The 24,234-nt window shown below is 66.7% G+C and carries 22 protein-coding genes and 6 tRNA genes; 19 read left to right on the top strand and 9 right to left on the bottom strand.

Going from position 1 to position 24,234, the window contains the following annotated elements:
- Positions 1–46 precede the first annotated feature (46 nt).
- The gene (locus tag FDW81_RS12565) at positions 47–907 is read right to left on the bottom strand and encodes a cytochrome (RefSeq protein ID WP_138134523.1); all 861 of its coding nucleotides are present in this window, start codon (positions 905–907) and stop codon (positions 47–49) included.
- 105 nt (positions 908–1,012) lie between these two features.
- Positions 1,013–1,084 (bottom strand) — tRNA-Val (locus FDW81_RS12560).
- A 341-nt stretch (positions 1,085–1,425) separates the two neighbouring features.
- On the opposite strand from FDW81_RS12560, the gene FDW81_RS12555 reads away from it, so the two are divergent.
- The 7 genes from FDW81_RS12555 to FDW81_RS12525 all read left to right on the top strand — a co-directional run bounded on the left by FDW81_RS12555 (position 1,426) and on the right by FDW81_RS12525 (position 3,855).
- Positions 1,426–1,498: transfer RNA gene (locus FDW81_RS12555), tRNA-Gly, on the top strand.
- 47 nt (positions 1,499–1,545) lie between these two features.
- Positions 1,546–1,616 (top strand) — tRNA-Cys (locus FDW81_RS12550).
- A gap of 37 nt (positions 1,617–1,653) precedes the next feature.
- Positions 1,654–1,728: transfer RNA gene (locus FDW81_RS12545), tRNA-Val, on the top strand.
- A 57-nt stretch (positions 1,729–1,785) separates the two neighbouring features.
- Positions 1,786–1,858 (top strand) — tRNA-Gly (locus FDW81_RS12540).
- A 40-nt stretch (positions 1,859–1,898) separates the two neighbouring features.
- Positions 1,899–1,970, top strand: a tRNA-Val gene (locus tag FDW81_RS12535).
- A 236-nt stretch (positions 1,971–2,206) separates the two neighbouring features.
- Entirely contained in the window at positions 2,207–2,470 is a 264-nt protein-coding gene (locus tag FDW81_RS12530) for an antitoxin (protein ID WP_138134522.1), read from the top strand.
- A 161-nt stretch (positions 2,471–2,631) separates the two neighbouring features.
- Positions 2,632–3,855, top strand: a complete 1,224-nt coding sequence (locus FDW81_RS12525; protein WP_138134521.1) for a benzoate/H(+) symporter BenE family transporter — start codon at positions 2,632–2,634, stop codon at positions 3,853–3,855.
- 12 nt (positions 3,856–3,867) lie between these two features.
- Here FDW81_RS12525 and zapE read toward each other — a convergent pair whose 3' ends face one another.
- The gene (gene zapE / locus FDW81_RS12520; RefSeq protein WP_138134520.1) at positions 3,868–4,905 is read right to left on the bottom strand and encodes a cell division protein ZapE; all 1,038 of its coding nucleotides are present in this window, start codon (positions 4,903–4,905) and stop codon (positions 3,868–3,870) included.
- A gap of 215 nt (positions 4,906–5,120) precedes the next feature.
- On the opposite strand from zapE, the gene FDW81_RS12515 reads away from it, so the two are divergent.
- From FDW81_RS12515 to ybaK, 3 genes are read left to right on the top strand one after another with little or no spacing between them, the layout of a single operon-like run.
- The gene (locus FDW81_RS12515; RefSeq protein ID WP_138134519.1) at positions 5,121–6,047 is read left to right on the top strand and encodes a sulfurtransferase; all 927 of its coding nucleotides are present in this window, start codon (positions 5,121–5,123) and stop codon (positions 6,045–6,047) included.
- Positions 6,048–6,078: 31 nt separating this feature from the next.
- Positions 6,079–6,540, top strand: coding sequence for a SufE family protein (locus FDW81_RS12510; RefSeq protein ID WP_138134518.1), 462 nt, complete (start codon positions 6,079–6,081; stop codon positions 6,538–6,540).
- An 11-nt stretch (positions 6,541–6,551) separates the two neighbouring features.
- Positions 6,552–7,058 carry a Cys-tRNA(Pro) deacylase gene (gene ybaK, locus FDW81_RS12505; protein WP_138134517.1) on the top strand — a complete coding sequence of 169 codons (507 nt, stop codon included), beginning with the start codon at positions 6,552–6,554 and terminating at the stop codon, positions 7,056–7,058.
- On the opposite strand, the gene FDW81_RS12500 is transcribed toward ybaK, so the two are convergent.
- Positions 7,035–8,321, bottom strand: a complete 1,287-nt coding sequence (locus tag FDW81_RS12500) for a S9 family peptidase (RefSeq protein ID WP_138134516.1) — start codon at positions 8,319–8,321, stop codon at positions 7,035–7,037. The genes ybaK and FDW81_RS12500 overlap by 24 nt on opposite strands.
- Before the next feature lie 116 nt (positions 8,322–8,437).
- Between FDW81_RS12500 and FDW81_RS12495 the strand changes: the two genes are divergently transcribed.
- The 9 genes from FDW81_RS12495 to FDW81_RS12455 all read left to right on the top strand — a co-directional run bounded on the left by FDW81_RS12495 (position 8,438) and on the right by FDW81_RS12455 (position 18,717).
- Complete coding sequence (locus FDW81_RS12495; protein ID WP_138134515.1) at positions 8,438–8,929, top strand: hypothetical protein; 492 nt, start codon at positions 8,438–8,440, stop codon at positions 8,927–8,929.
- A 14-nt stretch (positions 8,930–8,943) separates the two neighbouring features.
- Complete coding sequence (gene msrB / locus FDW81_RS12490) at positions 8,944–9,483, top strand: peptide-methionine (R)-S-oxide reductase MsrB (protein WP_138134514.1); 540 nt, start codon at positions 8,944–8,946, stop codon at positions 9,481–9,483.
- Positions 9,484–9,626: 143 nt separating this feature from the next.
- Positions 9,627–10,994 carry a DUF6421 family protein gene (locus tag FDW81_RS12485; protein ID WP_138134513.1) on the top strand — a complete coding sequence of 456 codons (1,368 nt, stop codon included), beginning with the start codon at positions 9,627–9,629 and terminating at the stop codon, positions 10,992–10,994.
- Entirely contained in the window at positions 10,991–11,707 is a 717-nt protein-coding gene (locus FDW81_RS12480) for an SDR family oxidoreductase (RefSeq protein ID WP_138134512.1), read from the top strand. Before FDW81_RS12485 ends, FDW81_RS12480 begins: the two co-directional genes overlap by 4 nt.
- A 70-nt stretch (positions 11,708–11,777) precedes the next feature.
- The gene (locus FDW81_RS12475; RefSeq protein WP_138134573.1) at positions 11,778–12,899 is read left to right on the top strand and encodes a low specificity L-threonine aldolase; all 1,122 of its coding nucleotides are present in this window, start codon (positions 11,778–11,780) and stop codon (positions 12,897–12,899) included.
- Between the two features lie 55 nt (positions 12,900–12,954).
- Positions 12,955–13,605 carry a DUF3000 domain-containing protein gene (locus FDW81_RS12470; RefSeq protein ID WP_138134511.1) on the top strand — a complete coding sequence of 217 codons (651 nt, stop codon included), beginning with the start codon at positions 12,955–12,957 and terminating at the stop codon, positions 13,603–13,605.
- 78 nt (positions 13,606–13,683) lie between these two features.
- A complete protein-coding gene (locus FDW81_RS12465) occupies positions 13,684–15,018 on the top strand; it encodes an HRDC domain-containing protein (RefSeq protein ID WP_138134510.1) in 1,335 nt (444 codons plus the stop codon).
- A gap of 262 nt (positions 15,019–15,280) precedes the next feature.
- Positions 15,281–16,561 (top strand): acetyl-CoA C-acyltransferase, encoded by a 1,281-nt coding sequence (locus tag FDW81_RS12460; protein WP_138134509.1) that lies wholly within the window; start codon positions 15,281–15,283, stop codon positions 16,559–16,561.
- Positions 16,558–18,717, top strand: coding sequence for a 3-hydroxyacyl-CoA dehydrogenase NAD-binding domain-containing protein (locus tag FDW81_RS12455; protein ID WP_138134508.1), 2,160 nt, complete (start codon positions 16,558–16,560; stop codon positions 18,715–18,717). The genes FDW81_RS12460 and FDW81_RS12455 overlap by 4 nt, the downstream gene beginning before the upstream one ends.
- A gap of 18 nt (positions 18,718–18,735) precedes the next feature.
- Here FDW81_RS12455 and FDW81_RS12450 read toward each other — a convergent pair whose 3' ends face one another.
- The 5 genes from FDW81_RS12450 to FDW81_RS12430 all read right to left on the bottom strand — a co-directional run bounded on the left by FDW81_RS12450 (position 18,736) and on the right by FDW81_RS12430 (position 24,233).
- Positions 18,736–20,385, bottom strand: coding sequence for an ABC transporter ATP-binding protein (locus FDW81_RS12450; protein WP_240720251.1), 1,650 nt, complete (start codon positions 20,383–20,385; stop codon positions 18,736–18,738).
- A gap of 2 nt (positions 20,386–20,387) precedes the next feature.
- A complete protein-coding gene (locus tag FDW81_RS12445; RefSeq protein WP_138134507.1) occupies positions 20,388–21,131 on the bottom strand; it encodes an energy-coupling factor transporter transmembrane protein EcfT in 744 nt (247 codons plus the stop codon).
- 25 nt (positions 21,132–21,156) lie between these two features.
- Complete coding sequence (locus tag FDW81_RS12440) at positions 21,157–22,032, bottom strand: ECF transporter S component (RefSeq protein WP_240720249.1); 876 nt, start codon at positions 22,030–22,032, stop codon at positions 21,157–21,159.
- A gap of 191 nt (positions 22,033–22,223) precedes the next feature.
- The gene (locus tag FDW81_RS12435; RefSeq protein ID WP_138134506.1) at positions 22,224–23,249 is read right to left on the bottom strand and encodes a nucleoside hydrolase; all 1,026 of its coding nucleotides are present in this window, start codon (positions 23,247–23,249) and stop codon (positions 22,224–22,226) included.
- Positions 23,250–23,255: 6 nt separating this feature from the next.
- Positions 23,256–24,233: an aldo/keto reductase gene (locus tag FDW81_RS12430; protein WP_138134505.1), complete on the bottom strand. Its 978-nt coding sequence runs from the start codon at positions 24,231–24,233 to the stop codon at positions 23,256–23,258.
- Position 24,234 lies beyond the last annotated feature (1 nt).

Here is a 24,234-nt window from a genome sequence, read left to right as displayed (position 1 = left end):
CGGTTGACGGCAAAGGGGGACAGTCCAGTTTAGGCGCAGCCCGGCGTTAGGCGGACTTCGCCTGTGCCAGCGGCGGCGGTGCGATGGGAAGCAGTGCAGCGCCGGCACTGATCGTGTCTGCCGAGAGCTCCCACACCCGCCGGAGCGCACAGAACTTCCACCAGTGATGCTTCAGGACTTCCGGGTTGGCCCGGACGGGACGGACTTCGGTTTCCCCGATGGCGACAGCCAGCAGGACAGGGTTCTCACCGTACTTCCACGGCTCCCAGCTTCCGGCCACCGGATCCACCAGGCTCTCCTCGGCCTTCATGCCGGCGACCAGCTGCATCACCACCTTGTCATCGAGCGGCTTGACCAGGCCGTCGCGGGTGGTTCCCTTGGTCTTGTAATCGATCAGGCAGATGCGCCCATTGATGCGGGCCACCAGATCGAGCGTTCCGGCGTAGCCCACGGCATTGTTCCAGACAGTGATTTCGGGCGCGATGGGTTCCACCCTGAACAGTTCCCACCATTCGTCGAACCGCACAGCGAACGCTTCCTCACCATTGGCTGCCAGGGCCTCCCGGGCTTCCTTCATGCTGTGCGGGCGGCCCAACGCGCGCAGTGCGACCTGCTCACAGTAGGTATGCACGCGGTCTCCGCGCTTCGCTGCCTCATCCCGGTAAGTCTCGGCGGCTTTGGCGGCACGGTTGACGGCCTGCTTGATCTTGGCGGGGCTCCCCAGGCAGTCCGACAGCAGGGGATCGTTGGCCAGGCTGCTCGCACCCATGTAGCCGAACCACCCGTCCAGCCCGTGCGGCTGCTGGCTGATAACGGTAGTGATGGACGGCACCGAAAACTGCTCCGACGTGGACCGGGCGTACATCCTGCCGTATTCGGTGGCATGGGCAAGAAGTGGATCAGTCATACAAAAGACTCTTTCACAGGGGGCCGACAAAATCTCCAGGCACAGGTCCGCATACAAAAAAGGTCCGTCTCCGCTGCGAACAAGCGGAAACGGACCTCTGTGCGGTGGGCGATACTGGGTTCGAACCAGTGACCTCTTCGGTGTGAACGAAGCGCGCTACCACTGCGCCAATCGCCCTGATGCATTTGAATGCTAGCGGACTCTGCACCCATTTCAAAAATCGGCCCGCCAGGCCCTGCAGGGCTTGCCCCGCCAGTGGCAAGGCAGGGCAGCAAGGCCGCCGGACGATACAGCCGGAAGCCGCAGGCAGACCTGCCAGCCACTCCTCAAGGTGCCATCCCGGCGTCGTGAATTACACAGCTGTAACTCCGCTGATTCCGCGCCAATGCTGGGAAGCAGGGTCCTGTCCCGCGGCACTGTTGCAGGCGATTTGGAGAATCCCTGAACCTCCTATATTGTTTTTACTCGTTGGAACGCGAGGAAATGCCGGGAACGGCAGGGAATCCGGCCTCCAAAATGCGGACGTAGCTCAGCTGGTAGAGCACCACCTTGCCAAGGTGGATGTCGCGAGTTCGAATCTCGTCGTCCGCTCGCAGGACACTGTCGCAGCAAAAGTTCTTCGGAACCGACGCTTACACGGTGGGTTGGCCGAGAGGCGAGGCAGCGGCCTGCAAAGCCGTATACACGGGTTCGAATCCCGTACCCACCTCGGTGAAAACCATGGTTTCCGGTCAACCGGATGCAATGGGCGATTGGCGCAGCGGTAGCGCGCTTCCCTGACACGGAAGAGGTCACTGGTTCGATCCCAGTATCGCCCACCAAGCAAGGAAACTTGCTTCATGCAGTACGCCCGGCCCCGGCCGGAACGCACTTCATACGCGGACGTAGCTCAGCTGGTAGAGCACCACCTTGCCAAGGTGGATGTCGCGAGTTCGAATCTCGTCGTCCGCTCTCTTACTTCTTACAATCCCAACAGCCGGTCTTCCGGTCCGGGCGATTGGCGCAGCGGTAGCGCGCTTCCCTGACACGGAAGAGGTCACTGGTTCGATCCCAGTATCGCCCACATCAAGCAGCTCCCCGGAGCTGCTTTTTTCGTGCCCAGACCCTCCCGGTGCAGTGTCACTCCTGGTCCCCAAACAGCGCCATGACAACCAGGACTGACAGGGCAAGCCCAACCCGGAGAGTGCATCCGCTGCTGGCGAACGCCCAAAGCCGCTGATTTCCTTGGCAGGCCATTCCCGCAGGCTTAAGATCGAATGCGGAGGAGCGACCTGGCTCCGCGATTGAAGGGAGGTGCTCGTGGGACTATTTGACGGCCTAAAGGGCAAAGCTCAGGGTCTCATCCACGGCAACGAGCAGGCCATCAAGAACGGCATCAGCAAGGCCGGCGATCTCGTCGATGCCAAGACCGGACGCAAGTACTCCGGTCACATCGACAAGATCCAGCACGGCGCTTCCAAGCTCATTGACAAGAACGGAACGCCGGGCCAGGCACCTGCCGCCGGGCAGGTTCCGCCGGTCCCTCCCGTCAACCCGGTTCCGCCGGCTGACAGGACTCCGTAAAGGATCAGTCCAGGGCTTTGCCCCCAGTGCGTCAACAGGGCGCGGGTCCCGCCGGGAGGCGGCACCCGCGCCCTTTGCGTTTAATCTGTCCCGCGGGCCGGCAGCGCCTTGAGTATCCACCCAATTGAAGGTTCGCCCGGCCGTGCCGGTAATCTGCCCGTATGGCGAAGTCCCCCGCACTCCTGAAGGCGCAGCAGTCCCCTGGGCAGCCAAAGCTTGACAGCAGGCCCATAGTGGCGGGCATCGTAACCGCCCTGGTTGGCTTTACCTCTTCCTTCGCAGTGGTCCTGGCAGGCCTGCAGGCAGTGGGCGCCGATCCGGCGCAGGCGGCGTCCGGGCTGCTGGCGCTGACGTTGGCAGTGGGACTTGGTGTGCTTTGGCTTTCCTGGCGGTCCAAGGTCCCGGTGACGCTGGCGTGGTCAACTCCCGGCGCTGCTTTGCTGGCAACGTCGGGAACGGCCGACGGCGGGTGGCCGGCTGCCGTCGGAGCTTTCCTGGCCGCCGGGGTACTCATTGCGATGACCGGCCTGGTCCCTGCGCTGGGGCGCCAGATGGCCGGGATTCCGGTGACCCTTGCCCAGGCGATGCTGGCCGGTGTGCTGCTGCAGCTCTGCCTCGCACCATTCAAGGCGCTGGGCAGCGTTCCGCTGTTCGTGGCGCCGGTCATCATCTCCTGGTTGCTGATGATGAAGTTCGCGCCCCGCTGGTCCGTGCCCACAGCCCTTTTGGTGGCACTGGCTGTGATCGGAATATCCCTTGCTGCCGGCGGCACAGCCCTGGACGCGGCCGGATTCCTCCCCGCCCTGGCCTGGACCGTACCGGCCTTCAGCCTCCAGGCGATGGCGGGCATCGCCCTTCCCCTTTTTGTGGTGACCATGGCGTCCCAGAACGTTCCCGGCGTGGCCGTCCTTCGTTCCTTCGGCTATAAAAGCCCATGGCGAGCGTCCATGCTGGTCACCGGCGCCGGAACAGCACTTGCTGCCCCGCTTGGCGGCCACGCGATCAATCTCGCCGCGCTCAGCGCCGCCCTGGCAGCAGGTGAAGAAGCGGGGCCGGAAAGGAACTGCCGCTGGGTTGCCGGCTTCACGTCCGGGCTTGCCTACCTGGTACTGGCCGGGTTCTCCGCGGCGCTGGTGACGCTGGTAGCAGCAGCGCCGGCAGGCATGCTGGAAGCTGTGGCCGGCCTGGCGCTCCTGGGGACATTGGCGGGCTCAGTTTCGGCCGCACTGGCGGACCCGGAGGACAGGATCGCCCCGGCCGTCACCTTCCTGATGGCGGCCTCCGGGCTTGCCTTCTTCAGCATCGGCTCCGCATTCTGGGCCCTGGCCGCCGGCCTGTTGGTCCGTGCGGTCCTGAAGCCGCGCCACCCCCGGCCCGGAGCCTGAACGGAACAGTTGCTAGGAAGGTTCGTGGTTCTGGCCTTCACGGGCCAGCGCGGTGAGGCGGGAGACGGCACGGAAGTACTTCTTCATGTAGCCCCCGGTCATCATTTCCTCGGTGAACAGGTGGTCGAAGGGGACGCCGCTGGCGAGGATGGGCACGTCCTTGTCATAGAGCCTGTCGGCGAGCACCACAAACCTCAGGGCGACCGCCTGCTCGGTGATGGTCTCAACATTGCGCCACACCACGCCGTCGATCCCGTCAATCAGCTGCCGGTAGCGGCTGGGGTGGACGCCTGCCAGGTGGTGGATGAGTGTGGAGAATTCATCCTGGGCAACCGTCTTGCCGTCGAACTCCGCCTTCATGTGCGAGGAAAGCTCACTGTTCTTGAGCGGCGCCGGGGCCGCGGGCAGTCCACGGTGGCGGAAGTCCTCGCCGTCGATCCGGATCACGTCGAACTGGTCCGCGAGCACCTGGATTTCCCGCTGGAAGTCAACGGCGGCAAAGCGGCCGTCGCCAAGGGAACCCGGCAAGGTGTTGGACGTGGCAGCAAGCTTGACGCCGGCGTCGGCCAGTTCGCGCATGAGCCGGGACATCAGGACGGTGTCGCCCGGATCATCCAGTTCAAACTCGTCGATGCACACGAGCTTGTAGCCGCTCAGGGCATCCACGGTCTTGCGGAACGACAGGGCACCCACCAGGTTGGTGTACTCCACGAAGGTGCCAAAGGCCTTGGGGCCCGGGGCAGCGTGCCACAACGAGGCAAGCAGGTGGGTCTTGCCCACGCCGAAACCGCCGTCCAGGTAGATGCCGGCACGGCTTTCATCCTTCTTGCCAAACAGCTTCTTGAAGAGCCCCCCGCCGTCACCGGATCCCACGCCCTCCGCGAAACCTTGGAGAGCCCGCACGGCGTGGGCCTGGCTGGGCTGCCTGGGATCGGGCCGGTAGCTGGCAAAGGAAACCTGGCCAAACCTCGGCGAAGGGTAGAAGCCCTGGAGGAGTTCATCCACCGAAACTGCCGGGGTGCGGGCGGCAAGCTGTTCGATCTGTACCAAGGTGGTCCGTTCTGCTGGTAGGAGGTCCCCAGAAAGGATACCGGCAATAAGAAGCCGTCCCCGGTTCCGCTGGCCATTGGCTGCCCGGCGTGATGAAGCCAACATTTCGTCCTGTTAACGGAATACGGACAGGGCCGGGGGGCGCTGGCTAGTGTGGGAGCAGGTCCCTATGCCGGTCCCGCGGATACCCGTGTTCTCAATGAAAGGCCAACATCATGCCCTACCCCGTTGAACAGAATGAGAAGTTCGCAGCCTACGCGCACCCGGAACGGCTCGTTTCCACCGAGTGGCTGGCTGCGGCAATCGAAAGCGGCGCCGCTGCCAACGGCGACCTGGTTGTTGTGGAGTCCGATGAGGACGTCCTGCTCTACGAAATCGGCCACATCCCCGGCGCCGTGAAGATTGACTGGCACACGGACCTGAATGACGAAGTAACCCGCGACTATGTGGACGGAGCCGCCTTCGCTCAACTCGCGGCCTCGAAGGGCATCTCCCGGGACAGCACCGTGGTGATCTACGGCGACAAGTCCAACTGGTGGGCCGCATACGCCCTGTGGGTCTTCACGCTCTTCGGCCACCAGGACGTGCGCCTGCTCGACGGCGGCCGGGACAAATGGCTTGCCGAGGGCCGGGAACTCACCAAGGACAAGCCGGCGCCAGCGCCCGGCAACTACCCCGTAGTGGAGCGGGACGACGCCCCCATCCGCGCTTTCAAGGAGGACGTCCTGGCGCACCTGGGCACGGGCCCGCTCATCGATGTCCGCTCCCCCGAGGAATACACGGGCCAGCGCACCCACATGCCGGCCTACCCCGAGGAGGGCGCACTGCGCGGCGGCCACATCCCCACTGCCGCTTCTGTGCCCTGGGCACGGGCAGCCAACGCCGACGGAACGTACAAGAGCCGTGAGGAACTCGAAGCCATTTACCTGGGCGAGGCAGGCCTCAGCGCGGGCGACGACGTGGTGGCCTACTGCCGGATTGGCGAGCGTTCCAGCCACACCTGGTTCGCCCTGAAGTACCTGCTGGGCTTCGAATCGGTCCGCAACTACGACGGTTCCTGGACCGAGTGGGGCAACGCGGTCCGTGTTCCCATCGTGAAGGGCGCGGAGCGCGGTTCCTTTCCCGTTGCGGTAGGAGTCTGACGCGGACTGCGTCCCGCGTAAACTTGTACTGATGACTACTCAAGCCTTGCCTTCCGCCCTGGCGGAGATCGTGGACGACTTTCAGGCCCTGAGCGAGCCCGAGCGGCTGCAGCTGCTGCTGGAATTCTCTGAAGGACTGCCGGAGCTGCCGGAGCGGCTCACCGACCATCCCGAGCTGCTCGAGCAGGTGGTGGAGTGCCAGTCGCCGTTGTTCCTTACTATCGAAACGGAAAAGAACGACGGCGGCCGGCCGGCTGCGGTGCGCCTCTTCTTCAAAGCCCCGGCCGAGGCACCCACCACGCGGGGTTTCGCCGGTGTGCTGCATGAGGGGCTCGACGGGCTCTCGCCCGAGGAGATCCTGTCCGTACCGGACGACATGCCCGAACTGCTCGGCCTCACCAGGGCGATCACGCCGCTGCGCATGCGGGGCATGACCGCGATGCTAGGGCGGATCAAGCGCAAGGTGGCTGCGGCCTCCGGCGTCCGCGCCTGACCCGGCACGGCGTGGCACGGAGGAGCACTGCCCAGGGAACCCCGGCCACAGCGGCACTTGCGGCGGCCGGGATTCCCTTTGTGCTGCATCCCTATGCCCACGATCCTGCCGCGGCAAGCTATGGTGCGGAGGCGGCGGAAGTCCTCGGCATCAACCCCGAGCGGGTCTTCAAAACGCTGATTGTGGAGGTGGAAGGCAGGCTGGCGGTAGGTGTTGTGCCGGTCAGCGGCAGCCTGGACCTGAAGGCGTTCGCAGCAGCGATGGGAGCGAAGAAAGCCGCAATGGCGGACCCTGCCGCAGCACAGCGGCGAACCGGCTACGTGCTCGGCGGGATTTCGCCGCTTGGTCAGCGGCTGCCCTCGCCCACGGTGCTGGATGCGAGCGCACTGGCACTGGAGACGCTGCTGGTCTCCGGCGGCAGGCGCGGGCTGGACATTGAACTCGCGCCCGCGGACCTGCTCCGCCTCACGGACGCCCTCACAGCACCGATCAGCTCATTGGTTCCGGGCGGCAAGTGAGCCGCCCAGCGCGCCGGGGTTCAGCCTGGGCGCCAGCTGCCGCCGCAGCCATGCTTTGACCCTGCCCTCCCATCGTTCCCGGTCAACATTCCATTCCTTGGTGTGCCGCGCCTGATGGAAGGGCTCGAAGGTCACCATCTCCGGGTTGCGCTCGGCGAGCATGGCGGAGGGTTCGTACGGCACGTATTCGTCATCGACGCTGTGCAGGATCAGGGTGGGAGTGCGCAGTTCAACCGCCCGGGACACCCAGTCCATCACCTTCAGGTCCACCGGGGCCGACAGACCCGTGAGCCGCCGCCCCAGCGGGTGGCCCAGCATAAGCTGCCCGTACCTGCCCACCAGGGAAGGAATCCGGTTCAGCTGCGCGTGGTGGGCAAGGACGTTGACCCAGTCCGTGACTGGAGCATCGAGCACCATCGCCCGGATCAGGTGACGGTAACGGGACAGGTCAGCGGTCTGCAGGCAGATGGCACCGCCCATCGACCACCCGAACAGCACGATCTCCTCCGCACCGTGGGCCAGGGCATATTCGATGGCTGCTTCGATGTCGCGCCACTCGGTGGTGCCCAGGCCATAACGTCCATCGTCTGCGGAGGGAGCCAGGCCGTCGTTTCGGTAGGAGACCAAGAGGCTGGTAAGCCCGAGTTCCAGGGCAGGGCCCACTGCACGCAGCGCCTCCTGGCGGGTGGCGCCGCGTCCATGGACCATCACTGCCCACGTGCGCGCTGTCCCCCCGGCCCTGACCAACCAGGCCGGGGCCTGTCCGCGCTCCACGTCGATCAGCACGTCCTCGTGGGGAATCCCGACGGCGGCAGGGTCAGGATAGACAGCGCCGCTCCACCAGCCGCGGCGGGCCGTGGAGAGGTCTCCGGCGTACACCGCCTCAACCTCACGGAGCACTGTCCGGTCCGCAGGCGAGTAGGAGACGATGCGGCCGATCCTCGCGTGCCCCTGGCCGCCGTCGAAAAAGAATCCGTACACACCGTCCACGGTGGTGTCGTCAGTAGCGGCAAAAATCGCCTGCTGCCGCTGGCCGTCCCGGATCAGGGCCAGCATCTCCTGGTCAGCAGCCCGCTGTCGGGCAGGGGTAATGACCCGCCTGGCGAAATAAACGGCAAGCGCCGACGAACCCGTTGCCAGGACGCCCGCCAGGCCGCCCCCTCCGATGGCACCGGCCAGCGCCCACTTTGCCTGCAGGGACATTCCGCCGGAATCCGAAGCGGTGGTGGCGGGGGCGGGGCGGGAGCGTTGGAAAGGTGCCATGAGACTATTCTTACCGCCCCGCCACCCAAGCCCGCATTCGGCGGCGGACACCCGGCCCGGTCAAACAGGTGAGCCGACCCATGCGCTGTGCTGCGCTGCAGGGCTAGGCTAGGCCCATGAGTGAACCCATCGTCATCCTGACCGAAGAGCCCCTGGGGGCGGACGACCGCCGGAACATCGAACGCCTCGTGGATGGGGCGGATACACGCCTGGTGGTGCTGGTGCCCGCCAACACGGAGCGGCACCTGCTGGTGGACTTCCTCGAAAACCTTTCCCTGCTCGACATCGCCAAGGCATTCCGCGAGCTGACCGCCCACGCACCGGATCCCAGCCAGGAGCGGGCGCAGGCGGCCGAGACCCTGGCCGTGTCACTGGCGGCACTGGAGGGACTCGGATCCGGTGTGACCGGGGAAGTGGTGGACGGCGGGGCAGTGAACGGGCTGGTGTCCAAGGTCCGTGAGACCGGCGCATCCCAGGCAGTGGTCATTACCCGGCCCCACGCCGTGGCGGACACCTTCCACACGGACTGGGCGAACAAGGCCCAGGACCAGCTGGGCGTACCCGTCCTGCATCTGTACGCAGGATCGGGATTTATCGGTGACTCGTGAGCGTTGGGGAGACTATGAGCATCTTCGGAAACAGCATTTTCGGAAACAATACCGCCGATACCTCCACCCCCGCTGAGGAAGCAGTGGCCGCTGATTCCTCCCCCGATTCCGCCGCAACGGCCAACAATGTTGCGAAGACCGATGAGCAGTGGCGCCAGGAACTGACGCCGGAGGAGTACTACGTGCTCCGCCAGGCTGGAACCGAACGTCCCTACACGGGCGAGTACTGGGACACCCATACTGCCGGTGTCTACCAGTGCCGCGCCTGCGGAACGGAACTTTTCACGAGCAACGAAAAGTTTGATTCCCACTGCGGCTGGCCGTCCTTTTGGGCTCCGCTGGCGGAGGGGAACGTCCGCTACATCCACGACCGCACCCTGGGGATGGACCGGATAGAGGTCCGTTGCGCCGCATGCGACTCCCACCTAGGGCACGTCTTTGAGGGTGAGGGCTACGGTACCCCCACTGACCAGCGCTACTGCATCAATTCAATCTCCATCCGGCTCGTCCCAACAGAAGAACCGCAGGTCAAGGAAACGCTGCCGGAGGCCTGATCCGCCAGGGAAGGACTCGCTCGTGCTTCCCTTCACAGTGCTGAGCCCAAGAATCTCTTAGGCTGGGCCCTTTCTGTCATTAGCCATTCTAATTGCTTGCTACGCTCCCCATAGTTAGCAAGCAACCAGAAAGGCAGGCGACGATGACCGAAACTTTGACTACCGCAGTGACCGGGATTTCGGCAGGAAACAAGGACTGGATGCGGCTCAAGGCCGCTGCCACCGGGCTCCAGGCCCTCCAGGTGCAGGACGGCTCCATCCCTGAGGCAGCAAACCATGCAGAAGCCACTGCCCTCGTCGGGACCATTATCGACGCCATCCGTGCCCTCACTCCCGCATTCCCGCATGACTCCGCCTATCTCGAGGCGGTCTGCACCGATTTCTCCACCTGGGCTGGTGCAGGATTCCCCGCACCGGATTTCCTGGCATCCCTCCTCGCGTTCCAGCCACAGGAACAGCGCCACGACGGACTCCAGCACCTGGTGGTCTTTCCCATGTACACCCAGAACGGCAGCAGCAACCGCCTCGTGGAGGCGGTGTTGGTGGAGGTGATCTGGCCCGAGTTCATTTCCGGGCTGGAGGCCGGGGAGTATTCAAACAAACTCTTCGTGCCCATCCGGTTCGTGGACTTCACCGCCGGCTACGACACCAACTCGGCAGTGCTCTTCCCCGAGACCGTGGCGGTCAGCACGACCCCCACCTTTACCTGGGGTGCGATATTTGCGGACCGGGAAGCGGCGAGGTTCCGCCGTGTCCTTAAGGCCGCTGCCGAGACCACCTCCCTCGAGCTGCCCGAGGGCGCCGCGGAGATGCTTGCCGACCAGGACCTGGCCGAGGCCACGTTCGTCATGTGGGACCTGATCCATGACCGGACCCACATGCGCGGCGACCTGCCGTTCGATCCATTCATGATCAAGCAGCGGATGCCGTTCTTCCTGTACTCCCTTGAGGAGTTGCGCTGCGACCTGACCGCCTTCCGCGAATCGGTGCGGATCGAGAAGGACGAGGACGCCGACCCGGAGGCCCGTCGCCACGCGAAGCTGGTGCAGTACGCGATCATCTTCGACCGCATCTTCCGCTTCGCAATCACCGGCAGCCGGGTCCGGAACTACGACGGCCTTGGTGGCCAGCTCCTGTTTGCCTGGCTGCACCAGCAGCACGTCCTGCATTGGACCGACACCCGGCTCAGCATCGACTGGGATGAAGTGGCCGGCGCCGTGATCGCACTGGGCGCCAAAATCGACGACCTGTACTGGCGCTCCATCGACCGCCCCAAGGCAGCCCACTGGCTCGCCGCCTACCAGCTGATCTCCGCTACGGTCACGCCCCACCCTGCCTCCGTGTGGGCGAAAGGTCCGGAGGCGCTGCCGCTGGCCGGCCCACCCCGCGGCCTTACGGACCAGGTGCTTGACGACGAATTCCCCCTGTCCATGTTCTACGAAGCACTGGAGAAGAAGATGCGCCCGGTCATCGAGTCCACCGCGGGCATTACCGGGGCCACGGCGCTGTGAGCCAACACGCCAACGTCCTGGTGGCAGGCGGCAGCGGGGCCTCCGGCATTGCCGTGGCCCGTGCCCTGCGGGGTGCGGGCCACCGCGTCTTCACCGTAGGTTCTGACCGCACCAGGATCCACGCCGCCGCAGAGCAGGCGGGCGACGGCGTTGCCCCCTATGTGTGCGACCTCGCGCGGATGGAGGACGTGCGGCAGTTGCGGGCCGGCATCTCCAGGGCTGCCGGGCCCATGGACGCCGTGATCCACCTGGTGGGTGGCTGGCGGGGCGCACGGGGCATCACTGACCAGTCGGACGAGGACTGGGACTTCCTCGAGCGCGGGGCCATCACCACGCTGCGCAATGTGTCACGCGTCTTTTATGACGACGTCGCCGCTTCCCCGAACGGACGGTTTGCCATGGTGTCCTCCACCGCCGTCGGCAAGCCTTCCGCGGGCACGGCCAGTTACGTTGCCGCGAAGGCCGCCGCCGAGGCGTGGACCACGGCGGTCGCCGACGGATTCCGGCGGGACGCCGGCGCGAACGGTGGCGGTCCGGCAGCCGCCGTCGTCCTGGTGGTGAAGGCACTGGTGGACGATGAACTGCGCCGGACACACCCGGAGCGCTCCTTCCCGGGGGCAACGGACGTGGCTGACCTGGCGGGCGCCGTCGTCGGGCTCTTCACGGCCCCCGCCGCTGAACTCAACGGCAGGCGGCTGCTGCTGGCGGCGTGACTCCAGGGCCTGACTGGACGGCCGCCTGCGGGGCCCTGACATTACTTAGACTGAAAGCGTGAGCAAAGCCATGACAACCACTGCCGAAACCGCCGCCGGGATCCGCCTCCACGATCCGAACGTGCGCGGGTTCGCCTCGGACAACTACTCCGGCGTCCATCCCGAAGTCCTCGCCGCCCTGGCAGCAGCCAACGACGGCCACCAGGTTTCCTATGGCGAGGACGACTACACCGCCAGGCTCCAGGTACTGATGGAGGACCATTTCGGGCCCGGCATCGAGTGCTTCCCGGTCTTCAACGGCACCGGCGCCAACGTCCTTTCCCTGCAGTCCCTGCTGCCGCGGTGGGGCGCCGTGGTGTGCGCGTCCACCGCACACATCAACATGGACGAGAACGGGGCACCTGAACGCATCGGCGGCATCAAGCTCCTGCATGTCCCGACGCCGGACGGCAAGCTCACGCCGGAGCTGATCGACCGCGAGGCATGGGGCTGGGGGGACGAGCACCGCGCCCAGCCCCTCGCTGTCTCCATCACGCAGACCACCGAACTTGGCACCTGCTACACGCCGGAGGAGGTCCGCGCCATCGCGGAGCACGCCCACGCCAAGGGGATGAAGCTCCACATGGACGGCGCGCGGCTGGCCAATGCAGCGGCCCACCTTCAGGTCCCGCTGCGGGCCTTCACCCGGGACGCCGGGGTGGACATCCTGTCCTTCGGCGGCACCAAGAATGGCCTGCTTTTTGGTGAGGTGGTGGTGGCACTGAACCCGGAGGCAGCCCACGGGCTGGTCTACCTCCGCAAGATGAACATGCAGCTGGCATCCAAGATGCGTTTCATGTCCGCACAGTTCATCGCACTCCTCGAGGGTGACCTGTGGGTCCGGTCGGCAGCCCACGCAAATGCCATGGCCGCACGGCTCCGCGCCGCCGTCGACTCCATCGACGGCGTCCATCCCACCCAGGAGACCGAGTCCAACGGCGTGTTCGCCATCCTCCCCGAAGGGGTGGCGGACAGGCTGCGGGGATCCTTCCGGTTCTATGACTGGAACGAGGCCACCCGGGAGGTGCGCTGGATGTGCTCCTTCGATACCACAGAAGAGGATGTGGATTCCTTTGTTGCCGCAATCCGCCATGAGCTGCAGGTCCTCCGGAACGGACAGCCCGCCGGACGCCCCGACGGGCAGCCCGCGTAGCCGGCGGGCGGCGAGCCTACCCGCCCCGCCCGCCCCCGTTGCGTAGTCTGCCAAGGTGAACGCACTTGACCAGGTTCCCCCGGATTTTCTCCACGCCTTGGGAACCCTCAGGAAAGCCCAGTGCCGCCAGGAACTCAGCCTGGCGGAGATTCCGGCGCCGGCCCGGCTTGCTCCCTTCGCCGTGGCCCTGGGCGCCGAGGTTTTTGCGCCCGGCGCCAACAGCTCCGCCACTCCCCTGCATGGTCCTGCCGCCATGGCACTGGCTGCCGCTTCCGGAACCGAAGACGACGGCGGGACGGAACTGGCAACGGGACGTTTCATCCTCCTCCACGATCCCGAGGGTTCCGAGGTCTGGGACGGCGAGTTCCGCATTGTCACCTACATCCGTGCGGAGCTGGAACCGGAGATGGGCAACGACGAAATGCTGGGAACAGTCGCGTGGACCTGGCTTTTGGAGGCGTTGGAGAACCACAAGGCTCCCTACCGGGCGGCCGGCGGCACTGCCACCCGGGTCCTGTCGGAGAGCTTCGGCACCCTGGCGGAACGGCCCGGATCCATCGACATCGAACTCCGTGCCTCCTGGACCCCCGCAACGCCGGACGTTCAGGCCCACCTGGAAGCCTGGTCCGAGATGGTGTGCACCTTCGCCGGCCTGCCGCCCCTCCCGGACGGCGTGACCCCGCTGCCGCACCGGCGCCGGAACTGACGCCGGCCAGGCCATGCGAACAGGAACCCCGGGGCTGACGTCCGGCGGGAACGGGCCGGCCGGTAAACTTGAGGCACCATGACCGCTAACATTCCGGAAAACACCACGGCCGGCGTCCCGGCTGCTGACACCGCACCCCACATCACGGTGGAGGGCTTTGACAGTCCCATCCCCGAAATCATCGAACTCGCGTCGCCCCGGGACGGCGTTCCGCTGGTCATCGAAACGCAGTCTGCCCTGGAGCGGTGCGCCGCCGCCATCGCAGCAGGAACCGGACCCGCCGGCGTGGATGCTGAACGGGCCTCCGGCTTCCGCTACGGCCAGCGGGCCTTCCTGGTCCAGATCCGGCGCGAGGGTGCCGGCACCTGGCTGATCGACCCCGAGCCTTTCGAGAACCTGGACATCATCAACGACGCCCTCCGCGGTGTTGAGTGGATCCTGCACGCCGCAAGCCAGGACCTTCCCTGCCTCTCGGAGCTTGGCATGTGGCCGGACAAGCTCTTCGACACCGAGCTCGCCGCGCGGCTCGCCGGGCTCCCCCGCGTGGGCCTGGCCGCCGTCATTGAACAGCTCCTCGGCTTTGGACTCGCCAAGGAGCATTCGGCAGCGGACTGGTCCACCAGGCCTCTGCCCGAACCATGGCTGCGCTACGCCGCGTTGGACGTCGAGGTCCTGACCGAGCTGCGGGAAGAACTGATAGAGCTCCTGCAGGCGGACGGAAAGCTTGAGTACGCCGAGCAGGAGTTCGCGGCCATCCTTGACGCCGGCATCGCCCCGCCCCGGGTGGATCCGTGGCGGAAAACCTCGGGCCTCCACCAAATTCGCGACCGGCGGCAGCTCGCAGCCGTCCGGGAGCTGTGGCTGGAGCGGGACTCACTGGCGCAAAAGCGGGATGTGGCTCCCGGACGGCTGATTCCGGACTCCGCGCTGGTGGCAGCAGCCAAGGCCATGCCGGCCACCGTGCCGCAGCTGCTGGGAACCAAGGGCTTCCACGGGCGTGCTGCCCAACGTGAAGCACCCCGCTGGCTGCGCTGCATTGCAGCGGCCCGGGATCTGGAGGACCTCCCCCCGCTGCACCTGCCCACCAACGCGCCGCCCCCGCCCCGCGTCTGGGCCGACCGCGACCCGGAGGCCGCCGCACGGCTGGCCACGGCCCGGCCCCTCCTGCAGGCAAAGGCCGACGCGTTGAGCCTGCCGCTGGAGAACCTGCTGACCCCGGATTACCTCCGCCGGGTGGCGTGGCGGCCGCCGTCGGAGATCACCGAAGCCTCAGTTGCCGCCGAACTGCGCGCTTTGGGAGCACGCGAGTGGCAGGTGGAGTTGGCGGCTCCCCTCATCACCGAGGCGTTCCTGAATCCGCAGCCGCTGCCCGCCAAGGAACCCAAGCAGGACGCAGCGGCAGCCGGCCAGTAGGTCCCGCTGGTGGCGACGGGCTGCCAGACCGAATCGCAAACGCTCTCTCCATTGACGCGCAAATATTGGCAACGCTCTTTCACTTTCTTGACGAGAGTGAGAGAGCGTCGGCCAAAAATAGGCATTAAGTGAGAGAGGGCCCCTTCCATCCGGGGCCTTGCGGGCTAAGTTACTCACGAGTAACATCGGGGGTATTGCCGCTGTCACGCTGCCGCGCTGCGGCCTGCCACCGGCGCTACATCATCTCGATGAGGAGTTATACGTGAGCCACCAGGAAAGCGGCGCAGCCTCGCGCACTGTCCGGGACGTCGTCTTTGTGGACGGCCTCCGCACACCGTTCGGCAGGGCCGGGGACAAAGGCATCTACGCCGGCACCCGAGCTGACGATCTAATAGTGAAATGCATCCGGGCGCTGCTCCGCCGGAACCCCTCGCTGCCGCCGCAACGGATTGATGAAGTGGCGATCGCAGCCACCACCCAGATCGGCGACCAGGGCCTCACCCTGGGGCGAACGGCCGCCTTGCTGGCCGGGCTTCCCAGGACCGTTCCCGGCTTCGCCATCGACCGGATGTGCGCGGGCGCCATGACGGCAGTCACCGCTGCTGCCGGCGGCATCAGCTTTGGCGCTTACGACGTGGTGCTGGCCGGCGGTGTGGAGCACATGGGGCACCATCCGATGGGCTCCGGAGCCGACCCGAATCCCCGCTTCATGTCCGAGCGGCTGGTGGACCCGGCTGCACTGAACATGGGAAATACGGCGGAGAACCTCCATGACCGTTTTCCGTCCATTACCAAGGAGCGTACGGACGCCTATGCCGTCGCCTCCCAGGCCAAATTCGACGCCGCCCGCCGCGGAGGCAGGATCCAGCCGGACCTGGTGCCGGTGGCAGCCCTGAAGCCCGGCCAGGGCTGGACGCTCAACACCGTTGACGAACCGCCCCGCCCCGGGACCACCATGTCCGGCCTTGCCGGGCTCCGCACTCCCTTCCGCGCCCACGGCCGGGTCACGGCAGGAAACGCTGCCGGCCTGAACGACGGCGCCACCGCGGCGCTCCTCGCTTCTTCCGATGCTGCCGCGGAACTTGGGCTGTCCGTCAGGATGCGCCTGGTGGCCTACGCCTACGCCGGCGTTGCGCCTGAGGTCATGGGCATCGGTCCCGTGCCCGCCACCGAGAAGGCACTGAAGCAGGCCGGGCTCAGCATCGGGGACATCGGCCTGTTCGAGATCAACGAGGCTTTTGCCGTCCAGGTCCTCAGTTTCCTGGAGCATTTCGGCATCGCCGACGACGACCCGCGGGTTAACCGCTACGGCGGAGCCATCGCGGTGGGGCATCCCCTGGCCTCCTCTGGAGTGCGGCTGATGACGCAGCTGGCCCGGCAGTTCGAAGAGGACCACACCGTACGGTACGGCATCACCACTATGTGCGTCGGCCTGGGCATGGGTGCCACCGTGATCTGGGAAAACCCGCACCACGCCGACTACAGCGGAGTCCGTCCGCAGGATTCCGCCGCTGCCGAAACCACCTCCGAAGGAGCCGCATGAGCGCCGCCGACTTCACCAAGCTTGCCGACCTGTTCCCCGACGAAACCGTCACGCACACTTACGTCCAGGACATCGAACTGCCGGTTCAGGCCGGGAAACCCAGCCCCGGCACGTTCGCCCTCATCACCCTGGACAACGGACTGGACCACTCCAGGCCCACCACCCTGGGACCCAACACCTTGGTAGGACTGGGCACGGTGCTGGAGGGCCTGCGGGAGCGCGCCGCCCGGGGTGAAATAGTCGGCGTCGGAATTACCGGGAAGCCGCATTACCTAGTGGCGGGCGCTGATCTTTCCGCCGTCAAGAACCTGGAAAAGCGCGAACACGGCCTGTGGATGGCACAGCTGGGCCACGACGTGTACGGCACGCTGGCCAACCTCGGCGTCCCGAGCTTCGCCTTCATCAACGGGGCAGCCCTGGGCGGCGGCCTTGAAATCGCGCTGCAGTCCAGGTACCGCACCGTGTCCACGGGGGCCGGAGCGCTGGCGTTGCCCGAAGCGTTCCTTGGCCTGGTCCCGGGATGGGGCGGCGTGTACCTCCTGCCGCGCCTGATAGGTCCCGGCAATGCTGTGAAAGTGATGATCGAAAACCCGCTCAGCAACAACCGGACCCTGACGGGATCCCAGGCCTTCAGCCTCGGCATCGCCGACGCCCTGTTCGAGCCCGCGGACTTCCTCGAGCAGTCCCTGGCCTGGGCTGCGGAAGTCATCTCCGGTGAGGTGGCTCCGGAACGCGCCAGCGCCGTCGACCCCGCCGACCCGGAAACGGCGGAAAAGTGGGCGGCCGCAGTGGCGGCAGGACGGGACTTCGTGGAGGCGAAAACCTCCAATGCGGCACCCGCTCCCGGCAGGGTCCTGGACATCATGGCGGCGAACCGCACCATGACGCAGGCGGAATCCGCTGCGCTGGAGTGCGAAACACTTGCGGAACTGATGCAGTCAGATGAGTTCCGCGCCACCATCTACGCCTTCCTGGACCTTGTCCAGAAGCGTTCCAAGCGTCCGGCCGGGGCCCCGGACCGCAAGCTGGCCCGGCCGGTCACCAAGGTGGGCGTGGTGGGCGCCGGGCTGATGGCGAGCCAGCTTGCACTGCTGTTTGCCCGCCAGCTCAAGGTCCCCGTGGTGATGACGGACATTGACCAGTCCCGGGTGGACAAGGGAGTGGGCTACGTCCACGCCGAAGTGGACAAGCTCCTCGGCAGGAAGAAGATCAGCCAGGACGCAGCCAACCGGACGAAGGCGCTGGTGACGGGCTCGGTATCGAAGGACGTTTTCGCGGACGCGGACTTCGTCATCGAGGCCGTTTTTGAAGAGCTCAACGTCAAGAAACAGGTCTTTGCGGAACTGGAGGCAATCGTCACGCCTGACTGCATCCTGGCCACCAACACCTCCTCGCTGTCCGTCACCGCCATGGCGGAGGACCTGCAGCATCCGGAACGCGTGGTGGGTTTCCACTTCTTCAACCCGGTGGCCGTCATGCCGCTGGTGGAAATCGTCCGTGCCCCGAAGACAGACGACGCCGTACTCGCCACCGCCTTTGAACTCGCCAAGGGACTGAAGAAGACGGCGGTGCTGGTCAAGGACGCGGCAGCCTTCGTGGTCAACCGGATCCTGCTGCGGCTGATGGGTGAGGTCACCGCCGCCTTTGATGAAGGGACCCCTGCGGAGGTTGCTGACAACGCGCTCCGCCCCATGGGCCTGCCGATGACCCCCTTCACGCTGGGCGCGATGGTGGGACTGCCGGTGGCCCAGCATGTCCAGGAGTCACTCCACGCCGCTTTCGGCGAGCGCTTCAAGGTATCCGCCAACCTTCAGAAGCTCATCGACAACGGCGTGAAGGGTTTGTGGGCGACCGGCCCGGACGGGTCGAAGGAGATTCCTGAATCCACCCTGGCCCTGCTGTCCTTCGGCACCTCACCCTCCACCTCGGAGCAGGTGCTGCAGCGGACCCAGGACGCCCTGGCGGAGGAGATTGGCCTGATGCTCGCGGAGGGCGTGGTGGCCGGGCCGGAGGACATCGATCTCTGCATGATTCTCGGAGCCGGCTGGCCCATGTTCCTGGGCGGCATCACCCCGTACCTTGACCGGGTGGGCGCCTCCGAACGTGTCAACGGCCGGCGTTTCCTGCAGCCCGGGGCGGCATCCCGCCCGGCCTGACCGTCAAATTCACAGCGGTCACGGGAGCAGTTGGCCGCCTTCGAGCGTCACCACCCGGTGCGCCATCCTCCGGGCATAGGTGAGGTCATGGGTGACCAGCACGACGGCGGCACCCTCCTCCGCCGCGGCGCCGACGGCGGCGTCCAGCCGGGCCAGGCCGTTTCCGTCGAGCGCCACGGTGGGTTCGTCCAGTGCCAGGACGGACGGGTTGCGGGCGAGCACCGTGGCCAGGGCCAGGAGCCGCTGGCTGGAGGCAGGGAGTTCCACGGGGTGCCCGTGCGCTGATCCTGCCAGTCCAACGGTTTCCAGCGCTGTGCTGGCACGTTCACCGGCTTCAGTGGAGCTGTACAGCTGGTCAAGGCCGAAATGCACCTCCCGTAGGGCGGTCCGCTCGAACAGCTGATCGCGTGGTTGCTGGAACAGCAGGCCCACCCGCTGGGCGACCACGCCTGCCGGCGTCCCCGCGATCTCCACTCCCCCGACGAGGATCTGCCCCGAAGTTGGCCGCAGCAGTCCGTTCAGGTGCCGCAGGAGGGTCGACTTCCCTGCGCCGTTGGGGCCGGTTACTGCCACGATCTCCCCGGCGTGGACTGCCAGGCTGATCCCCTTCAGCACCTCTGGCGGGGGCGTGCCCTGGGGCTCGTGCGCCGCGCCCCGGCGACGGATCCGCCGCCGCGGTGTCCTGTCGCCGGCACCATAGCTGAAGGAGAGCTCCCGAAGCTCCAGTGCCGGGGCCGCCGGCGTTGCCTGGCGCCGCGGCTGCACGTGCGGCTTTAGTGGGGCTGTCGGGGGCGCCTCGTCCTGCCCGGGCCCGGAAGGGCCCGACGGGTAGCGGATGCCCGCCGGGAGCATCCCGGGGCGGGCGAGCAGTTCTGCCGGGGTGCCGCCGGCCCGAATGCTCCCCTCGGCCAGGACAAGCCAGGTCCCCGCTTCAAGGAGCGGTGCGTCCACCACCTGGCTGAAAATGACGACGGCGGTGCCGCGCTTCACGAGCTTCCGCACCAGGCCTGCCAGCCGGGCGGATCCGGCGCTGTCCAGCGACGCGAAGGGTTCGTCCATGATCAGGATGCGCGGCCCGGCGATGACGGCGCAGCCGATCGCGAGGCGGCGGAGCTGGCCGCCGGAAAGCTGGACGGGGTTATGCTCCAGGAGCTCCGTCAGGCCCACCAGCGCGGCGGTCTGTTCCACAGCGGCTGTCATCGCGGCCCGTCCCACCGCCGCGTTCTCGAGGCCGAACGCAAGTTCTTCGGCCACTGTGGCTTTCACCGTGCTGAGCACCGAGGCCGGGTCCTGCGGTACGAAGCCTACCTGCCGGCCCCAGGCCGAGGGATTGATCCGGGGGCCCGGTGGATGGTCAGCGCCGCCGAAGTGCAGCCGGGTGCCCGCGAGTTCAAGGAAGCCGTGGAGCGTTCCCCCTCCTCCGGGAGGAAGCCACCCGGCGAGCAACCGGCCCAGCGTGGACTTCCCGCTTCCGGAGGGTCCGAGAACGACGGTGAGCGTCCCGGGGAGGAAGGCGAGGTCAATCCCCCGGAGCACGGGGACCCCGTCATCGGGGAACGTGAAGGTCCGGATACCCGCTGAGAGTATGGGCTGCGCCGGGTCCTGGGCATCCCCGTGATCCTGGATACCTTCGCTGTTGTGGGCTTCCGCCATCCAGGTTCCTGCCATATCTACGTTCCTGCCCGGCCCAGCCAGAGCCGGGCAGCAACAGCGGCCGTGGCAGCCAGGACCAGCACGGCGCGGAGAGTGCGCTGAAGCCGCGAATCGGGAACAGCCCGGTAGCTGGTACGCGGCCCGGTATTGCTGAAGCCGCGGGCCTCCAGCGCCGCCGCCCGGGTACCGGCTTCCTCGATGAGGGACAGGACCAGCGGTACGGCCTGCAGCCGGAAGGCCGTTGCCCGGTGCAGCAGGCCGGGGCGGATCACCAGCCCGCGGGATTCCTGGGCCTGCCGGATCCGGTGCACGCGGGACGTGACGGCCGGCAGCAGGGTGAGGGTGGACGCCAGCACGAAAGCGAACCTGCCCTGCACGCCCCGGGCTGACAGCGCCGCCACCAGGTCCGGCACATGGACGCTGAAGGAGAACACCAGGAGTGCAAGGACTGCTGCGGCGATCTGGGCTGCCCGCTCCAGGGCGAACGCCAGGCCCTCCACGGTGATGCGCGCCGGCCCCCACTGGACCAGGACTGTCCAACCTTCGGGAAAGAAAAGCCCGTGCATGATGAGCAGTGACAGGCACAAGGGGACCAGGACGGCCGCTGCCGCCGGCAGCAGCCTGCGTGCAATGCCGCCACGAACGGCAAGGGCAAGGGCAGCTGCCGCCACGGCGAGGGACAGCGGCCAGCTGGCGGCCGCCGTCGTGATCACTGCCGTGGCGCCGGCCAGCGCAAGTGAGGTCAGAGGGTTAAGGCGCATACGTCGCTTCAGGCATTGGGTGCGATCATGAGCCCTGCCCGGTGGGCTGGGCCGGGCTGCCAGTGGTCGCCGCCGCGGCCTGCGTACGGGCTTCGTTGCTTGCCTGTCCGGCCAATACCCGGTGGCGGCGGATGAACGGGAACTGCAGCCGCGTGCGGCGGGGAAGCGCGTAGACCAGGACAGCCACCACGGTGAACACGATGGCCTTGTCCATGGGGTCCGAGATGAGCGCCTGCTTGGTGATGGCCGCCAGGAGGGTGTCGCCCATGGACCGGAACGCGCTGACAATCGCTCCGGTGGCCACTCCGGAGGTGCCGCCGAAGACGAAAGCCGCAACCGGTGCGGACACCACGCCGCCGATGATGCCGGTCACAAACCCTGCCACCGGCGCCAGGTAGAAGCGGCGGAACATGCCATGGCGGGCGGCGAGGCCGGCCAGGCAGCCGATAAGCGCGGCACCGGCGGCGAACGGCAGGACGGTGGGGTTGAAGAAGGACCAGACAATGCTGCTGAGGGCGCCGGTGGCTGCACCCGCCGCCGGCCCTGCCAGCACCGCAATCAGGACCGTGCCGATCGCGTCGAGGTAGAACGGGACCAGGGTGCTGCCCACGAACTGGCCGAGCACGATGTTCAGCACCAGGGCCACCGGGATCAACACAACCGTGGAGGCCGGCAGGGTGGGCAGGACTGCAACGATCAGCAGGACGGCGCCCACGAGGAAACCGGACAGGGCGATCAGGGCGGAGGCACTGCCGGGGCCGCCCGTAATGTCCGTGGGCTGATTGAGTACCAGGTAAACGTACGTGCCGGCGATGGCGACTGCTCCGAGGATTTCCAGCAGCCGGCGCTTGCGGGCAGCGGCGGGCCCCGGGGACGGGAGGGTAAGGGAGGGCGATGACATGGAGTTCCTTAGAATGCGGACGCGGATTACCGGGCACTGCGATATCTGTACTGCAACTGCCCAGTGCGGGGCCGCCTATGTCACCTCGGCAGCAGCCGGCGGAACGTCCGGCCGGCTGCCGCCCATTCTACCGGGAAGGAGTTGCCGGAGAAGAAGCGTATGCCAAAGCGGAAGCGCCGGCTCCCGCTTGTTCACCCCAGCCGTGCGGCGAGGGCTCCCACCCTGGACACCAGCTCCCGGAAGGCCTGCCCCGGGTTGTTGTCTGCCACAATCCTGGCGTTGGGCGCCCTGCCCCACAATCCCCGGAAGTCAGCCACCGTGGTTCCCATCAGGAGGGTTGATCCGGTCTCGACGTCGACTGTGGCGGGGCGGGCCTGGAACTCCAGGGTGCCCGCGGCTACACCGGCTGCGAAGAAGTCGTGGACGTGCGCCAGGTATCCCTGGTCGTAGCGCCGGTGGAACTCGAAGTAGAAACGCAAGGCATCGGACAGGTGCCGGACCAGGGTGTTGTCGGAGGTGCTTGGCTGGCCCTCAGGCTGACCGGGCAGCACCTCTTCCGCGACTTTCGCGCCCGCCGCCTCCGCGAGCTGCCGGACGTGGACCGGATGGAGCTCCATCCGCTCCGTGGTGTCCAGTGAGCAGACAATGGGGAGTTTCTCCAGGGGCTGGCCTTCAAACGCGGCGTACACCTCCTTGGCGGCATGCGGGTCCACGTGCGTGTTCCACTCTGCTGTCGGTGTGGTGTTGCCCTGGTAGTAAAAGCTTCCGCCCATGATCACCACTCCTGCCAGCAGTTCCGGCAGCCGCGGTTCCATCCTGAGGGCCAGGGCAAAGTTGGTCAGCGGCGCCGTAATGAGCGCTGTGAGTTCACCCGGCCTGGCCCTGGCATGTTCAACCCAAAGTTCCACGGCATCCCGTGCCGAGACGGCGCCGTAAGGCTCCGGCAGGACGGCATAGCCGATGCCTTGGGGGCCATGTGTCTCGGGGGTGGTTAGCAGCGGGATGGACAGGGGTTCCCGGGCGCCTATGGCCACTTCCACTCCGGGCCGGCCGCAGAGTTCCAGCAGCGCCAGGGTGTTCCTGGCCACCTGGTCCGCGTCCACATTGCCCGGGGAAGCCGTAACGGCAACGAACTCGGTGTCCGGAAGGGCAGCAAGGTATGCAACCGCCAGCGCGTCATCGATGCCAGTGTCAACGTCCAGCAGGAAAGCAGTCATGGCCGCCTAGAACAGTGCCACCTTGGGGACCGCAGGAAAAATGCGGTCCAGTTCAGCGAGATCCTCGGCTCCGGGAACCCATCCGGCCGCAGCAGCATTCTGGCGGACCTGTTCCGGCCTGGTGGCGCCGGCGATGACGCTCGCCACGGAGGGCTGGGCGGCAAGCCACGAGAAGGCCACCTCGATCTCCCTGAGTCCCCGTTCCTTTGCAAAACGGCTGAACCGGTCCAGCTGGCCCCAGTCTGCCTCGTCCACCAGATGCCGCCGGGTGTGGCTGAGCCGAGACCCCTCCGGGGCGTGGCCCGGGGAATACTTGCCGGTCAGCAGCCCGTTGGCCAGGGGGAAGTACGGCAGGACGCCCAGGCCGAATTCCGCGGCAGCGGGTGTTACTTCGAGTTCGGCCCGCCGGTCCAGGAGGTTGTAATGGTTCTGCGTTGAGATGAAGCGGCCGCCGCCCAGTTCACGGGCAACGTACTCAGCCTGGGCGATCTGCCAGCCCGCCATGTTGGAGTGGCCGATGTAGCGGACCTTACCGTCGGCAACCAGGGCATCCAGGGCGGACAGGGTCTCATCAATGGGCGTCAGCGGGTCCGGGGTGTGGAACTGGTACAGGTCGACCCAGTCCGTACGCAGCCGCCGGAGCGAAGCCTCCACCGCCTGGATGATGTACCGCCGCGAACCCCGGGCGCCAAAGTCAGCACCGTTGGCGCCCTTCATGTCCATTCCAAACTTCGTGGCCAGGACGACGTCGGCCCGCCGGCTGCCGAGGGCCTTTCCGAGCATCGTTTCGCTCAGGCCGGGCTCGCGGCCGTAGGTGTCAGCGACGTCAAACAAGGTGATACCGGCATCGAGCGCAGCATGGACCACCGCGTCAGTGGCTTCCTGCGACTCCGTGACGGTGTTGGCGCGGCCAAGGTTGTTGCAGCCCAGGCCCACCGCGGAAACGGTCAGGCCGGACTTACCAACGCGGCGGTAGGTGGTCACG

This window comes from Pseudarthrobacter sp. NamB4, assembly GCF_005796185.1.
In the GTDB taxonomy this organism is placed as follows: Bacteria; Actinomycetota; Actinomycetes; order Actinomycetales; family Micrococcaceae; genus Arthrobacter.
Note: the sequence above shows the minus strand (reverse complement) of the source record. Positions and strands in the feature narration are given on the sequence as shown.

What these genes read in the sequence shown, in the direction of transcription:
- FDW81_RS12565 (WP_138134523.1), bottom strand. Translation starts at nt 907, where the DNA reads ATGACTGATCCACTTCTTGCCCATGCCACCGAATACGGCAGGATGTAC.
- FDW81_RS12525 (WP_138134521.1), top strand. Translation starts at nt 2,632, where the DNA reads ATGGCGAAGTCCCCCGCACTCCTGAAGGCGCAGCAGTCCCCTGGGCAG.
- FDW81_RS12515 (WP_138134519.1), top strand. Translation starts at nt 5,121, where the DNA reads ATGCCCTACCCCGTTGAACAGAATGAGAAGTTCGCAGCCTACGCGCAC.
- FDW81_RS12510 (WP_138134518.1), top strand. Translation starts at nt 6,079, where the DNA reads ATGACTACTCAAGCCTTGCCTTCCGCCCTGGCGGAGATCGTGGACGAC.
- FDW81_RS12500 (WP_138134516.1), bottom strand. Translation starts at nt 8,321, where the DNA reads ATGGCACCTTTCCAACGCTCCCGCCCCGCCCCCGCCACCACCGCTTCG.
- FDW81_RS12495 (WP_138134515.1), top strand. Translation starts at nt 8,438, where the DNA reads ATGAGTGAACCCATCGTCATCCTGACCGAAGAGCCCCTGGGGGCGGAC.
- msrB (WP_138134514.1), top strand. Translation starts at nt 8,944, where the DNA reads ATGAGCATCTTCGGAAACAGCATTTTCGGAAACAATACCGCCGATACC.
- FDW81_RS12485 (WP_138134513.1), top strand. Translation starts at nt 9,627, where the DNA reads ATGACCGAAACTTTGACTACCGCAGTGACCGGGATTTCGGCAGGAAAC.
- FDW81_RS12475 (WP_138134573.1), top strand. Translation starts at nt 11,778, where the DNA reads ATGACAACCACTGCCGAAACCGCCGCCGGGATCCGCCTCCACGATCCG.
- FDW81_RS12465 (WP_138134510.1), top strand. Translation starts at nt 13,684, where the DNA reads ATGACCGCTAACATTCCGGAAAACACCACGGCCGGCGTCCCGGCTGCT.
- FDW81_RS12455 (WP_138134508.1), top strand. Translation starts at nt 16,558, where the DNA reads ATGAGCGCCGCCGACTTCACCAAGCTTGCCGACCTGTTCCCCGACGAA.
- FDW81_RS12450 (WP_240720251.1), bottom strand. Translation starts at nt 20,385, where the DNA reads ATGGCAGGAACCTGGATGGCGGAAGCCCACAACAGCGAAGGTATCCAG.
- FDW81_RS12445 (WP_138134507.1), bottom strand. Translation starts at nt 21,131, where the DNA reads ATGCGCCTTAACCCTCTGACCTCACTTGCGCTGGCCGGCGCCACGGCA.
- FDW81_RS12440 (WP_240720249.1), bottom strand. Translation starts at nt 22,032, where the DNA reads ATGTCATCGCCCTCCCTTACCCTCCCGTCCCCGGGGCCCGCCGCTGCC.
- FDW81_RS12435 (WP_138134506.1), bottom strand. Translation starts at nt 23,249, where the DNA reads ATGACTGCTTTCCTGCTGGACGTTGACACTGGCATCGATGACGCGCTG.